At 29.4% G+C, this 15,501-nt stretch carries 14 protein-coding genes; all 14 read left to right on the forward strand.

Annotation, left to right across the window (positions count from 1 at the left end; genetic code table 11):
* Positions 1–178: 178 nt before the first annotated feature.
* The 14 genes from Q0F58_RS01050 (at position 179) to pflB (ending at position 15,359) form a co-directional block, all read left to right on the forward strand.
* On the forward strand, positions 179–1,312 hold the full coding sequence (locus Q0F58_RS01050) for a hypothetical protein (protein ID WP_294371319.1): 1,134 nt from the start codon (positions 179–181) through the stop codon (positions 1,310–1,312).
* A 91-nt stretch (positions 1,313–1,403) separates the two neighbouring features.
* Complete coding sequence (locus Q0F58_RS01055; RefSeq protein ID WP_294371321.1) at positions 1,404–2,264, forward strand: undecaprenyl-diphosphate phosphatase; 861 nt, start codon at positions 1,404–1,406, stop codon at positions 2,262–2,264.
* Between the two features lie 652 nt (positions 2,265–2,916).
* Entirely contained in the window at positions 2,917–4,014 is a 1,098-nt protein-coding gene (locus Q0F58_RS01060) for a 6-phosphofructokinase (protein ID WP_294371323.1), read from the forward strand.
* A 96-nt stretch (positions 4,015–4,110) separates the two neighbouring features.
* Entirely contained in the window at positions 4,111–4,887 is a 777-nt protein-coding gene (locus tag Q0F58_RS01065; protein ID WP_294371326.1) for a serine hydrolase, read from the forward strand.
* A gap of 372 nt (positions 4,888–5,259) precedes the next feature.
* A complete protein-coding gene (pyrB, locus tag Q0F58_RS01070; RefSeq protein WP_294371329.1) occupies positions 5,260–6,186 on the forward strand; it encodes an aspartate carbamoyltransferase in 927 nt (308 codons plus the stop codon).
* Positions 6,187–6,609: an aspartate carbamoyltransferase regulatory subunit gene (locus Q0F58_RS01075; protein ID WP_294371333.1), complete on the forward strand. Its 423-nt coding sequence runs from the start codon at positions 6,187–6,189 to the stop codon at positions 6,607–6,609. It begins immediately after the preceding gene.
* Positions 6,610–6,688: 79 nt separating this feature from the next.
* Entirely contained in the window at positions 6,689–7,888 is a 1,200-nt protein-coding gene (locus tag Q0F58_RS01080) for a dihydroorotase (RefSeq protein WP_294371335.1), read from the forward strand.
* Between the two features lie 105 nt (positions 7,889–7,993).
* Entirely contained in the window at positions 7,994–8,866 is an 873-nt protein-coding gene (gene pyrF, locus Q0F58_RS01085; protein WP_294371338.1) for an orotidine-5'-phosphate decarboxylase, read from the forward strand.
* A 20-nt stretch (positions 8,867–8,886) separates the two neighbouring features.
* Positions 8,887–9,630 (forward strand): dihydroorotate dehydrogenase electron transfer subunit, encoded by a 744-nt coding sequence (locus Q0F58_RS01090; protein WP_294371340.1) that lies wholly within the window; start codon positions 8,887–8,889, stop codon positions 9,628–9,630.
* A gap of 18 nt (positions 9,631–9,648) precedes the next feature.
* Complete coding sequence (locus Q0F58_RS01095; RefSeq protein WP_294371342.1) at positions 9,649–10,545, forward strand: dihydroorotate dehydrogenase; 897 nt, start codon at positions 9,649–9,651, stop codon at positions 10,543–10,545.
* Between the two features lie 362 nt (positions 10,546–10,907).
* A complete protein-coding gene (locus Q0F58_RS01100; protein ID WP_294371345.1) occupies positions 10,908–11,288 on the forward strand; it encodes a flavodoxin family protein in 381 nt (126 codons plus the stop codon).
* 15 nt (positions 11,289–11,303) lie between these two features.
* Entirely contained in the window at positions 11,304–11,468 is a 165-nt protein-coding gene (locus Q0F58_RS01105) for a hypothetical protein (protein ID WP_294371348.1), read from the forward strand.
* Positions 11,469–11,819: 351 nt separating this feature from the next.
* On the forward strand, positions 11,820–12,494 hold the full coding sequence (gene pyrE, locus Q0F58_RS01110; RefSeq protein WP_294371351.1) for an orotate phosphoribosyltransferase: 675 nt from the start codon (positions 11,820–11,822) through the stop codon (positions 12,492–12,494).
* Between the two features lie 633 nt (positions 12,495–13,127).
* Complete coding sequence (pflB, locus tag Q0F58_RS01115) at positions 13,128–15,359, forward strand: formate C-acetyltransferase (protein WP_294371354.1); 2,232 nt, start codon at positions 13,128–13,130, stop codon at positions 15,357–15,359.
* Positions 15,360–15,501 lie beyond the last annotated feature (142 nt).

Consider the following 15,501-nt stretch of genomic DNA (forward strand, 5'->3'; position numbering starts at 1 on the left):
AATTTACTTCAAAAACTTATGTATATTGTTATTTGTACGAAAATATAATAGAGTTATTAAAGTATATATGTCGCAATTAACAATAAATGCTGAAGTCTTTTAAGATTTTCTTGACTGTTATGTCGTTTTATTATTTAGAACATATATAAATTATAATATCACTTCAGAGGTGAGGAAGATGAATATATTAAAGAAAAATCGTTTAAAAATTATATGTGGCAGTGTCCTACTTGCAGGAGGACTTGTGTTAACAGCAATGAATTTATTGGTGGGAAAAGGAGTGAAAATTACAGAATGGAATAATTTTTATAATGAAAACAATATAGCATTTTTTTATGAACAGATTCCTAATGAAAAGCTTGCCACATTAGACTCTTCGTATAAAATAAGTGAACAGGCTAGTGAATGCAAAACTGATTATGACAAAGTTATGAAGGCAGTAGAAATTGTAAATAAAATTTTAAAAACTGATGATGTTGAAAGTACAAATCTTAATGATGGGTATGATATATTATCTAGAAAAACTCAATCTAATAGATCGTCAATTAAGGATATGGCAGTTGTTACAAGAGACTTCATAAATATTCTTGGAATTAAAAACAGAATTGGTGTATTTAGAAAAGGAAATTCTAAATATCATTCAGATGTTGAATATTATGTTATTGAATATTGGAGTTCTGAAGACAATAAATGGGTAATGATAGATGTAAGTGATGGTGGACATTTTGAAGATGATAATACTAAATTATCTGCAGTTGAAGTTATAAATAGTGATGTGAAGAAAATATCTTATTTAGGAGAGACATCTCAACTTGACTATAAAAATAAAATAAGCAAATATTTTGATTCATATAGTGTATCCATAGAGAATAGTTGTGAAAAGAAAAGAAGTAATTGTAATGTAACATATATAAAAAATGATACTGCAATAGAATATAAAATAAAAGACACTTTTGCAGCACCAACAGTATTTACAAAAGAAAGAAAATTATTTGAAAGAAGTCCATTTGATACCCTTGTAGGTTCAGATGAAAAAGCATATTTATTAGTATGTGGAGCTGTTTCTAATGATGATGAGAAAAAAGATGATGCAAACAATAAAAAGAAAACTAGTTCTAATGAAAATTCAATACTTGTAGCTGCATTTAAAGATGATAGTGTTCTTAAAGAATTTTATTTAAATGTAAATGGAGAAGGGTATGAGCAAGTTCAAGAAAATAAAGAAGTAAAACTTAAGAAAGGTTCTAATGTTCTTGAATTATCTTTAGATGGAATCAATACAGTTGGCAGTGTGACAATTGAAAAGCAATAGTTATATTTATTACAAAAATTTAATTATATTTACAAGAAATAAATATATTATTATAATTAAACAGAAGGAAAAAGAAAGTGAGTGATAAAGTGTGGCAATAGACTTTTTGTTTATATTTAAGGCTATAGTAATAGCTGTTATAGAAGGATTGACGGAATTTATACCAGTATCATCTACTGGACATATGATAATTGCTTCTAGCATTATAGGATTTAATGATCCAAAAGAATTTGTTGATATGTTTGAAGTTGTTATTCAGCTTGGAGCAATATTAGCAGTTGTAGTATTATATTGGAAAAAAATTAAAGATAGTGTTATAGAATTTTTTGCTTATATATTCTCAAAAGGCAAAAAAGGAAAGACAGGTTTTGATTTTGGAATAAATGTAATAATGGGAAGCATACCTATGCTTATATTTGGACTTCTATTTTACAGTAAAATAAAAAGTCTATTTAATGTAAAGGCAGTAGCCATAGGGCTTATAGTTGGAGGATGTTTATTAATAGTAATAGAAAATAAGTTCAGAAGAAAGAAAAATGCTATAAAAAACATTGATAACATAACTCCAATGCAGGCTTTAAAAGTAGGTGTATTTCAGATATTGGCTTCATGGCCTGGAATGTCAAGAAGTGCATCAACAATTATGGGGGGATGGGTTGCAGGATTATCTACTCCGATTGCAGCAGAATTTTCATTTTTTCTTGCAATACCAGCAATGATTGGATCAAGCGGGCTTGATCTTCTGAAATTTGATTATTCTCAGATGACATTAACACTATGGGTTACGTTAGTAATTGGATTTATTGTTGCATTTGTTGTTTCTATAGTTGTTATGGAAAAATTTGTGGCATACTTAAAAAAGAGACCTATGCGAGTATTTGCAGTGTATAGAGTAGGAGTCGGAATAATATTTGTAATATTAATGTTGTTAGGCATGGATTTATCAGCATAAAATATACATTACAGTGGTTTTTATATTTATATATGGAAAATTTAAAAGGATGTTTGTTATATCTTTTTAAATTTTCCATATATAATATAAATGCTGCTGTATTTTTATTTACGAATATGTTGCTATAAATATAAAAATCTATATGTATTCTGAAAATGAAATTAATTAATAATAATATTATTAAATATGGATATTTCATAATTATAAATCCATATAGTTAAAATCAACATATAATATACATGTTTATATTTGACATAATGTATATTTATTATTTTTGAGAATTATACTAATATGAAAAATCCTCAGATAATAAAATTACATAATAGTTAACGAAATCTTGAAAAGATTCCATCATTCATTATCAATTCTCCATTGTTAATTGTAATATGTATATATATAAAAAGTCTTAATATAATTATTAAGAAGATTAAATTTAAAAATTCATATATCAAAAAATATATAATAAAGAATATATTGTCAATTTGTACTTTTCATCGATTAAAGTTTATGATATCATAAAATTAGTAGAAGTAATCGTATACTTAATATGATTTTCTATTAAAAAAATATATGGGATGTGAGAAGGTTTAAGACAAATATTCAGAAAATAATGAAAATTTGTTGAAAAAGATTATGGTATAGGGGGATTAAGATGAAGAAAGAGATTAAGAAAATAGCATTATTAACAGGAGGGGGAGACTGCCCCGGTCTGAACGCAGTAATAAGAGCAGTGACAAGATCAGCAATTTTAAATTATGGTTATGAAGTTATTGGATATAAATTTGGGTATAGAGGACTTTATAACAATGATTTTATGAAACTTGATTTATCAACTGTATCAGGTCTTTTACCTAGAGGAGGAACGATTTTATATAGTTCAAATAAAGATAATCTGTTTGATTATTCAGTTATTGAAGATGGAAAAAAGATAAAAAAAGATGTTTCGGATGTAGCAGTTGAAAATCTGAAAAAGGAAAATGTCGATGTTCTGATTGTAATAGGTGGAGATGGAACTCTTACTTCAGCAAGAGATTTTGCAAGAAAGGGTGTTAATGTAATAGGTGTTCCTAAGACTATTGATAATGATTTGGGCTCAACAGATACAACATTTGGTTTTAATACATCTATTGGTGTTGCAACAGAAGCTCTTGATAGACTGCATACAACAGCAGAATCACATCATAGAATAATGATACTTGAGGTAATGGGCAGAAATGCAGGCTTTATAGCATTAGAATCAGGAATAGCAGGTTCAGCCGATGTTATATTAATACCAGAAATCCCATATGATATAAATAAAATTGTTGAAAAGATTGAAGATAGAAAAAAACAAGGGAAATTATTTACTATTATAGTTGTTGCAGAAGGTGCAAAACCTAAAGATGGAGATGTTATGGTAGCTAAAATAGTTGAAGATAGCCCTGATCCAATAAGGCTTGGTGGAATTGGAAATAAACTTGCAAATGATCTTGAAAAGTTAGTAGATGGAAGAGAAGTAAGGTGTACTGTTCTTGGTCATATTCAAAGAGGAGGCACTACATGTACATTTGATAGAATATTATCAACAAGATATGGAGTAGCAGCAGTAGAACTTATAAATCAAGGTAAGTTTGGAAGTATGGTATGCTTAAAAGGAAATGAAATAACTTATGACAGTCTTGAAAATGTAATTGGAAATAATAAAAATGTAGATCCAGAAGGAGAATTGGTTACAGTTGCAAAGAAAATAGGAATATCATTTGCTGATTAGAAGTTTTTAACGAATAAGATATATCTGTTATAATTAACATTAAGGATATAATATGCCTAGTGACATTAATTAGTATTTTAGAAAGTGGTGGGTATGATGAAAGAAATAAAGAAGTATTTAGAAACAAGAATTGGAACATATGCATTTTTCTTTGAAGATTTACAAAGTGGATTTTGTTATGGATATAATGAAAATGCTCAAATGACAAGTGCTGGATGTATGAAACTTCCTATTGCAGTTTCTGCTATTAAATATGTAGAAGATGGTAAAGGTTCATTCTTGGATAAAATAACAATTAATGAAGAGGATAAAGTATATGGAACAGGAATAATTCATGAATTTGATAATAGGGACTATACTTTTTTTGAATTACTTGTTGCTATGCTTATTCAAAGTGACAATACAGCAGCAAATAAATTAATAGATATTGTTGGAATGGATACTATCAATGAAGATATTCAAAGTTTAGGATTAAAGAATACAAAGCTTAACAGAAAGACTTCTGATGAAAGAGCTTTGAGTAATGGTATTGAAAACATAACAAGTGCATTAGATTTATCTAAAATATGGAAACATTTATACAATGCAGATTTTTTAAATGAGAAAAATAGCACTATGCTTATAGATATATTACAAAGACAACAGATGAAAAATAAGTTGGCATTATATATTCCAGATGATTTAAAATATGAAATTTCAAGTAAGACAGGAGATAAGAGTGGTGTAGAAAATGATACAGCGCTTTTACACTTACAAAAAGGAGCATTTACATTTACAGTTTTATCAATGGGAATTCCAAATAGTGTTTATGGAACTGTAACATTAGCTAAATGTGGTAAAATGATGTGGGATTCAGTTATGAATAATTTTTAATAGTTAAAAGAAAAGACTCCAAATTAAGGAGTCTTTTTTGGAATATTCATACTTTTTATTTAATGTAAACCGTCAATTGTATATTATTAATTGAAATATATACTGGGTTAAAGGAATCTCTCTTTTATCAATAAACAATATTTATATTGACACAATAAAAAATAAGTGTTATTCTTACACAAAGAATAACCTTTAATTTGATTCAGAGAGATCAATAAGGAAGTTATATGACAATATTTTATGTATCAGGATTATTGTGTCTTCCTTTGATTAAGGAAGATTTTTTTTATAAAAATTATACATAAAAGTTAATGTTTATTATAATTTCCTACCTTTAAATTAACACAGAGAGGTTAAGAAGGAGTGATAAAAATGACAAAAGAAATAAGACATTTAATAGAACCAATGGATTTTACAGTTGAAGAACTGAATGAGATCTTTGAACTCGCACATCAGATTATGGCAGATCCTCAGAAATTCTCACACATATGTGATGGAAAGATATTAGGAACATTATTTTATGAACCAAGTACAAGAACAAGATTAAGTTTTGAAGCAGCAATGATGAGACTTGGAGGAAAGATATTAGGATTTTCAGAACCTAATTCAACATCTATTTCTAAAGGCGAAACACTTGCAGATACTATAAAAATAGTATCAATTTATTCAGACATTATTGCAATGAGGCATCCTAAAGAAGGTGCAGCAAAGGTTGCAAGTCTTTATGCAGGAGTTCCAATCATAAATGCAGGTGATGGAGGACATCAGCATCCAACCCAGACTCTTACTGATTTACTCACAATAACAAGTTTAAAAAATGGATTAGATAATCATACAATAGGCATATGTGGAGATTTAAAATTTGGAAGAACAGTACACTCATTAATCAAAGCTATGTCAAGATATTCTGGAAATAAGTTCGTGTTGATATCGCCTAAAGAACTTGCAATTCCTCAATATATAAGAGAAGAAATATTGCAAAAGAATAATATGGAATATGTTGAAGTAGAAAAACTTGAAGATGTTATAGGTAATCTTGATATTTTATATATGACAAGAATTCAAAAAGAAAGATTCTTTAATGAGGAAGAATATCTAAGACTTAAGGATAGTTATATATTAGACAAGGCTAAAATGGATATGGCATCAAAAGATATGATTGTAATGCATCCGCTTCCAAGAGTTAATGAAATATCATATGAAATAGATGACGATGAAAGAGCATGTTATTTCAAGCAGGCTGAATATGGGATGTACGTAAGAATGGCTCTTATGATAAAACTTTTGGGGGTGATGTAAATGTTGGAAATAACTAGCATTAAGAATGGAATAGTAATAGATCATATTGAAGCAGGAAAGGGCGTAAAGATATTTAATTATCTTCAGCTTGATAAAAGTGATTATAGTGTTGCTCTTATAATAAATGCAGAGAGCAAAAAACTTGGTAAAAAGGACATTTTAAAAATTGAAAATTGTGAAAAGCTTGATTATACAGTATTAGGATTGCTTTCACCAACAGTTACAATATGTGAAGTTAAAAATGAAGCTATAGTAAATAAAATAAAGCCAACACTTCCTGAAAGAGTGCAAAATATAATAAAATGTAAGAATCCAAGCTGTATAACAAAATTTGAAGAGTATGTACCTCATTCATTCATACTTGTTGACAAAGAAAATGGACGTTATAGATGTGAGTATTGTGATACAATAACAAGACTATAATTTAGATTATAGTAGTATTAAAGATGATGTTGTGAAAAGATTTATATAAATAGCAATAAGTTAATATAAGGAGGTTATTATGGAATTATTGATAAAAAATGCAAGAATAATAGATGCATTTCAAGATTTCACTGGTGATGTTTACATAAAAGATGGATTAATAGATGAAATAGGGAAAAAAATTAATAAGGAAAATGTTGAAACAATAGATGCAGAAGGAAAAGTTCTTATGCCATCATTTGTTGATACTCATACTCATTTTAGAGATCCAGGATTTACATGGAAAGAAGATATTGAAACAGGTTCAAAAGCAGCATTAAGAGGAGGATACACAGGAGTGTGTCTTATGGCAAATACAAAACCTATATGTTCATCAAAAGAAACATTGGAGTATGTTAGAAATAAGAGTAAGGAATTAGATTTAATTGATGTACATCAATGTCTTTCAGTAACAAAGGATTTTGATGGAGTTACACTGACTCATCTTGAAGAATTAAAAGATGATCCTGAAATAAGAGCAATTTCAGATGATGGTGTAGGAGTTGCAAATTCTAATACTATGCTTCAAGCGATGAAGATTGCAAAGAAAAATAACTGGGTCATAATGTCTCATGCAGAGTCTCCAGAGTTTTCAAAAGTAGATATGAGGATTGCTGAAAATATGATGACTTTAAGAGACGTTGAACTTGCTAAAATTACTGGGGCAAGATTACATATGTGTCATGTAAGTACTAAAGAGTGTATAAAATATATAATAGATGGAAAAATGAGCGGAGCAAATATTACATTAGAAGTTACACCTCATCATATAGGGCTTACAAGAGATATAAATGATTATAGAGTAAATCCACCAATAAGAGAAAAGGAAGATGTAGAAGCTATAATTTCAGCAATAAAGCTTGGAATGGTTGATACAATAGGTACTGACCATGCACCGCATACAGCAGAAGAGAAGAAAAATGGTTCGCCAGGAATGGTTGGACTTGAAACTGCATTCCCAATATGTTACACAAAACTTGTAAGGGAAAACGGAATATCAATAAACAAGTTAAGTGGACTTATGTCTTTTAATGGTGCAAAACTTTTAGGAATGAATAAAGGAAAAGTAAGTGTGGGAACTGAAGGAGATTTGGTTCTTGTTGATTTAGATAAAAAGATAAAAGTTGATAGCAAAGAATTTTTATCTAAGGGAAAAAATACCCCATTTGAAGGAATGGAGTTTTATGGAGAAATTTTAGCAACTATCAAGGGTGGAGTTATTAAATATAAGAAAAACTAATTGTTAAAAGATCTGCAGAGATAGTGATATGATAATTTGCAGACTTTGCATTTTATGATTGATAAAATTGACATAGATTTAAAATATAACGTAAGGAGCTTTAAAATGACAAATAATATTATTGATAAATTATATGACAGAGTAGAAAAAAGAGGAGTTGTATGTGTTGGACTTGATACAGCATTAGATTATATTCCAGATTATATAAAAGAAGGAAGAACTCCAGGAGAAGCCATATTTGAATTTAATAAACAAATAATAGATTCTACATATGATGTAGCAGCATGTTTTAAAGTTCAGATTGCATATTACGAAGCATTAGGACTTGAAGGTCTTACTGCATATAAGAGAACCCTTGAGTATTTAAGAGAAAAAGATGAAATAATAATAGCGGATATAAAAAGAGGAGATATAGCAGCTACTGCAAAAATGTATGCAAAAGCTCATTTTGAAGGAGACTTTGAAGCAGATTTTATAACGTTAAGCCCTTATATGGGAATGGACAGTATAGAGCCATATATGCCATATTTAGAAAGTGGTAAAAAGGGTGTATTCAGTTTGGTAAGAACATCAAATCCAGGAGCTGAAGATATTGAATACATAGATACAGCAGAAGGAAAGAAAGTTTATGAAGTAGTTGCAGATAAGATTACAAAGATGGCTGAAAACTGTACTGGAAAATGTGGATATACTGCTATAGGCGGTGTTATTGGATGTACTCATGTTGATGAAGGAAAGAAAATAAGAGCTAATTACAGCAACATGTTTTTCTTGATACCTGGATATGGAGCTCAAGGCGGAACAGCGGAGGATGTTGCTTTATATTTAAATAATGGAAATGGCGGAGTTGTCAATTCATCAAGAGGAATACTCCTTGCGTATAAAAAATTAAACAGACCTGCAGAAGATTTTGCAGTATGTGCAAGAGAAGAAGCTATAAAGATGAGAGATGCTATAAAGAATGCTGTTAATAAATAGTAAAAATATGGAGGTTTAAGATGGCTGTTACATATAGAAGTGCAAAAGTTATTTCAAATGAAGAAGTATCAAAAGATATATATAAATTAGTGGTTAAAGATGCAGGTGAAATCAATGCTGGACAATTTTACATGCTAAAACTTAATGGAACAACACTTTTGCCAAGACCAATAAGCATATGTGAAAAAGATGGAGACAGACTTACATTTTTATATGCAGTGGTTGGAAATGGAACAAAAGAATTCTCTAAACTTAAAGAAAATGATGAAATTAATTTAACTGGTCCTCTTGGAAATGGATTTGATTTAAGTAAAGATTATGGAAAAGTGGCATTAGTTTCAGGAGGAATAGGTACTGCACCTATGTTTGAACTTGCAAAAAGACTTAGAGAAAAAAACAATAGTGAAGTTATAGATTTATATTCTGGATTCAGAGATGAAATTTATCTGATTGATGATTTTAAGCCTTATGTCAATGATATAAAGATATCAACAAATACTGGTAAATATGGACATAAAGGATTTGTAACAGATCTTTTAGATGTGGAAAAATATGATACAGTATTATGCTGTGGTCCTGAAATCATGATGAAAAAAGTAGTTGAAATGTGTAAAGAAAAGAATGTAAAAGTATATGTTTCTATGGAAAAGCACATGGCATGTGGAGTTGGTGCCTGTCTAGTATGTACATGTAAGACTAAAGATGGTAATAAGAGAACCTGCAAAGATGGTCCTGTATTTGATGGATACTATGTAGAATTATAGGAATGGGGCGTGATTGATATGATGAAGGTAAATATTAATGGTGTAGAATTTAAGAATCCTGTAATTGCTGCATCAGGAACTTTTGGTTTTGGAGCTGAGTATAATAATTTTTATGATGTTGGAATTCTTGGTGGGATATCATCAAAAGGTCTTACTATAAATCCAAAAGCAGGGAATGATGGACTTAGAGTATTTGAAACTCCTTCTGGAATGATGAATTCTGTAGGACTTAATAATCCTGGAATAGATGCATTTATAGAAAATGAGCTTCCTAAAATGAGAAAGCTTGGTACAAATGTTATAGCTAACATAGGTGGAGGATGTATTGATGATTATGTGGCTGCTGTTACTAAAATAAATGAAACAGATGTTGATATGATTGAACTTAATATATCCTGTCCAAATGTAAAGCATGGAGGAATGGCATTTGGAATAAAATCAAACGTTGCATATGATGTTGTTAAGGAAATAAAATCAATTGTAAAAAAACCATTAATGGTTAAATTGTCACCTAATGCTGAAGATATAGTTGATATGGCAGTTAAATGTCAGGAAGCTGGAGCTGATTCCATTTCACTTATAAACACTTTAAAAGGTATGGCAATTGACATATATAAGAGAAAGCCAGTATTTAATAATGTAACAGCAGGTCTTTCTGGTCCCGCTGTAAAACCAGTAGCTTTAAGAATGGTTTATGAAGTATCTAAAGCAGTTGATATTCCCGTTATAGGTCTTGGAGGAATTTCAAATGGGAAAGATGCTATTGAATTTATGATGGCGGGAGCAAGTGCTATTCAGATAGGTACAATTAATTTTATAAATCCTATGGCTGGAAAAGATATTATTGAAGAAATGGAAAATTTCTTGAAGGAACAAGGGATTAAAGATATAAATGAGATAGTTGGTATAATTTAATGTTAATGAAAATTAATATTATATAATCTTTCTTTTAAGTGATAAAATGATATTCATGTTACTCAGTATTATTATTTATTCACTTGACAAAAAATTACTCTCAAAGTATAATAGTCCTATATCAGTACTATTAAAAACGAATGAAAAATATAAAGGATATCAATACAAAACAAAAGTATTTTGTATTGCATGGCAGAGTTTTAGTATTATATATAAAAATTATGCCAGAAAAGCATTATATTCTATTTAATCTTATGGACATATATTTGTTTAAATTTCAAAAAAATGTTTTGAGAATAACCTTTTGCATTTATTGCAAAAGGTTAACTTTAAAATCAATAGTCCTAAAACAATACAGTATTATGAAAGGAATAAATGATATGAAAATTTTAATTTTACATGGTAGTGCTCGCAAAAATGGAAATACAGGAATTTTAGCTGATGAATTTGCTCGTGGGGCAAAAGATGCAGGGCATGAAGTTACTAGAATTGAATTAAAAGAAAAAGTAATTAAAGATTGTGTAGGATGTGGCATCTGTCAGACAAATGGTGGAAAATGTGTGCAGAAAGATGATATGTTAGATATTTACAATGAAATACTAGACACAGATGTCATTGCTTTCATATCTCCAGTATATTTTTACACATGGACTTCTTTAATGAAGCGTGTTCTTGATCGAACATTTGCTATCGAAACTTTACTTACTAATAAAATATTTTATTTGGTTTCAGCTGGAGCTTAACTAGAAGAGAAATATATGAAAACAATGTTTGATTGCTATCATCAGTATGTTTCATGTTTTCGAGGTGAAGGAAACAAAGATGGAGGGATTCTTATGGCTTATGGTGTGAATTCTCCTGCTGATGTTAAGAATACAAATTATATACAAATGGCATATGATTTGGGAAATGGAATTATGTAGAAAAATAAAGCTAAAAAGGCTTAGAAATGTTTCTTCAACTGGAATTAAACATAGTATATTAGTATAATAAATTTAAAATATAATTGACAATAATATAATTTGATGGTATCGTAATAACAATGGATAAACCCCTTTAAATTGATTCGAGAAATCAATAAGGAAGTTATGAGAAACCGTAGGCGTATTATGTCTTCCTTTATTTTATAAAAGGAAGACTTTTTTGTATATGTAAAAAATAATTAATGTATGCAAAATAAAGATTAAGAAGTTTGCGATTAAAATTAATTATTTAGGGGTAAGTGGCATCAGGCTACTTTGTTATTAATATTAAAATTAACGGAGGAATTAAAGATGAAAGCTTACAAGAAAGAATTTATTGATTTTATGATAGAATGTGGAGTGTTAACATTCGGAGATTTTGTTACTAAGAGCGGAAGAAAGACACCATTCTTTGTTAATACCGGGAATTATCAAACAGGAAGCCAGTTAAGCAGACTTGGAGCATTTTATGCAGAAGCGATAAAAGAAAACTTTGGTGAAGATTATGATATATTATTTGGACCTGCATACAAGGGAATCCCATTAGGTGTTACAACTGCAATTGCATTATCAGAAAAATATGATATAGATGTTAAGTACTGTTCAAACAGAAAAGAAGTTAAAGACCATGGAGATAAGGGAATTCTTTTAGGAAGTAAATTAAAGGATGGAGATAAAGTTCTTATAGTTGAAGATGTAACAACAGCAGGAACTTCAATTTATGAAACAATGCCTATATTGAAGAGTCAGGGAGATGTTGATGTTAAAGGACTTATAATTTCTGTTGACAGAATGGAAAAAGGCCAGGGAGAAAAATCGGCGTTATCTGAGATAAGAGAAAAGTTTGGATTTAAAACTTGTGCGATAGTTACAATGGCAGAAGTTATTGAATACTTATATAACAAGGAAATTAATGGAACTGTGCTTATAAACGATGAAATAAAGGCTAGAATTGATGATTATTATGCTCAATATGGTGCAAAGTAAAATAAATTTATTTTGAAATAAAGCTGCTTCTAAATTATTAGAGGCAGCTTTATTCGTTGTATAATTTAATAGATTGACAATAGAACAACAATTATAAATTGAGCAAAGAGATGATTATGATAGTACTTAAATGAAAAACTGCAATTTATATTTAATTTTGATAATGGATAATTAATATTAGTTAAGCATAAATATCTGCATGAAGTGACTGTATATCAAATGATATCTTTAATATAAGATTTTGCTATATATTTATTTGAATTAATAAAAAAATGAAACTTTTAAATTACTAATACATTTGAATGAATAGTCAGAAAATAAAAACAACAAAAAATGTTATATTTTTAACAAAGCTTTTAAAGAAATGCATGGAAAAGTCACTAAAAAGAACACGCATTTAGATAAAAATTATATATTTAGGAATAAATTTAAAACAAATATGATTTTTAACTATAAAAAACAAATATTTTTTTGATTATTTTAAAAAAAACTTTTGTTTTTGTCGATTTTGTATTATAATCATATTGAAAATGATTTAACAAAGTTTTAAGACTTTGAGTAAATTATCAAACAATTTGTATAGTACAAAAGAAGAAACTTATAATAGTATACAAAACAAAGGAGGAAACAATTATGTTTAAACAATGGGATGGGTTTAAAAGTGGACAATGGCAAAAAAGTGTTGATGTAAGAAACTTTATTCAACTTAACTACACTCCTTATGAAGGTGATGATTCTTTCTTAACTGGAGCAAGTGAAAACACTACTAAATTATGGGATGAAGTAAGTGACTTATTCAAAAAAGAAAGAGATAATGGCGGAGTTTTAGATGTTGATACTAAGACAGCATCAAGAATAAATGCTTATGCACCAGGATATATAGACAAAGCAATTGAAAAAATTGTAGGAGTTCAAACTGATGCACCTTTAAAGAGAGCTGTAATGGCTGAAGGTGGAATAAGAATGGCTGAAAATGCAGCTAAAGCTTATGGATATGAAGTTGATTCTAAGATTTCTGAAATATTTACTAAGTACAGAAAAACTCACAACCAAGGAGTTTTCGATGCTTATACAGATGAAATGAGATTAGCTAGAAAATCAGGTATCGTTACAGGTCTTCCAGATGCTTATGGTAGAGGAAGAATCATAGGTGACTACAGAAGAGTTGCTTTATACGGTGTTGATAGATTAATCGAAGATAAATTAGCACAAAAGAAATCATTAGAAGTAAGCACAATAGATGAAGATGTTATCAGATTAAGAGAAGAAATATCTGATCAAATAGTTGCATTAAAAGAACTTAAAGAAATGGCATTAAGTTATGGAATAGATATATCTGGACCAGCAAGCAATGCACAGGAAGCAGTTCAATGGTTATACTTTGGATATTTAGCAGCAATTAAACAACAAAATGGTGCTGCAATGTCACTTGGTAGAACTTCTACATTCTTAGATATATACATTGAAAGAGATTTACAAAATGGAGTTATAACTGAAGAAGAAGCTCAAGAAATAATTGACCATTTCGTAATGAAATTAAGATTAGTTAAATTCTTAAGAACTCCAGAATATAACGATTTATTCTCAGGAGATCCAACTTGGGTTACTGAATCAATTGGTGGTATGGGATTAGATGGAAGAACTTTAGTTACTAAGAACTCATTCAGAATTCTTAACACACTATACACTATAGGACCATCACCAGAACCAAACTTAACTGTATTATGGTCAACAAGATTACCTCAAGGATTCAAAGATTTCTGCTCTAAGGTATCTATTGATACAAGTTCAGTACAATACGAAAATGATGATTTAATGGCTACATACTGGGGAGACGATTATGCTATAGCTTGTTGCGTATCTGCAATGAAAGTTGGTAAGCAAATGCAATTCTTTGGTGCAAGAGTTAACTTAGCTAAAACTTTACTTTATACTATAAACGGTGGTAGAGATGAAAAGTCTGGAGTACAAGTTGGACCTAAGATGGAACCAATAACTTCTGAATACTTAGATTATAATGAAGTAATGGAAAAATTTGAAGTAATGACAGACTGGTTAGCTAATCTTTATGTTAATACTTTAAATGTAATTCACTACATGCATGACAAATATTCTTATGAAAGCTTACAAATGGCTTTACATGACAGAGATGTATTCAGAACAATGGCTTGTGGTATAGCTGGACTTTCAGTTTGTGCTGACTCACTTTCAGCTATTAAATATGCTAAAGTTAAGCCAATAAGAAATGAAGAAGGAATAGCTGTGGACTTCGAAGTTGAAGGTGAATTCCCTAAATACGGAAATGATGATAACAGAGTTGATGATATTGCTGTATACTTAGTTGAAAACATGATGAACAAAATCAGAAAGAACAAGACTTACAGAAATGCATATCATACTCAATCAGTATTAACTATAACTTCTAACGTTGTTTATGGTAAGAAAACTGGTACTACTCCATGTGGTAGAAAAGCTGGAGAGCCATTTGCACCAGGAGCTAATCCAATGCACGGAAGAGATAACAGTGGTTCATTAGCATCATTAAACTCAGTTGCTAAGCTTCCATATGAACATTCTCAAGATGGTATTTCTAACACATTCTCAATTGTACCAGATGCATTAGGAAAATCCAAAGAACAACAAATAACTAACTTAAGTGCTATGATGGATGGATACTTTGGTCAAGATGCTCATCACTTAAATGTTAATGTATTTAACAGAGAAACATTATTAGATGCTATGGAACATCCAGAAGAATATCCACAATTAACTATAAGAGTTTCAGGATATGCTGTAAACTTCATTAAGTTAACAAGAGAACAGCAATTAGATGTTATAAACAGAACATTCCACGAAAAAATGTAGTTTTAATTTCATCTACTTACAAAAGATAAAATAATTAAAGATAATTAATTTAGAATCCTGGATGATTTTTCATTATCCAGGATTCTGTTTTAAAATAAAATTTATAAAGAAATTTTGAAAAATATATATTATTTAAAGAAAT

It is taken from the genome of uncultured Clostridium sp. (assembly GCF_934754915.1).
In the GTDB taxonomy this organism is placed as follows: domain Bacteria; phylum Bacillota; class Clostridia; order Clostridiales; family Clostridiaceae; genus Clostridium.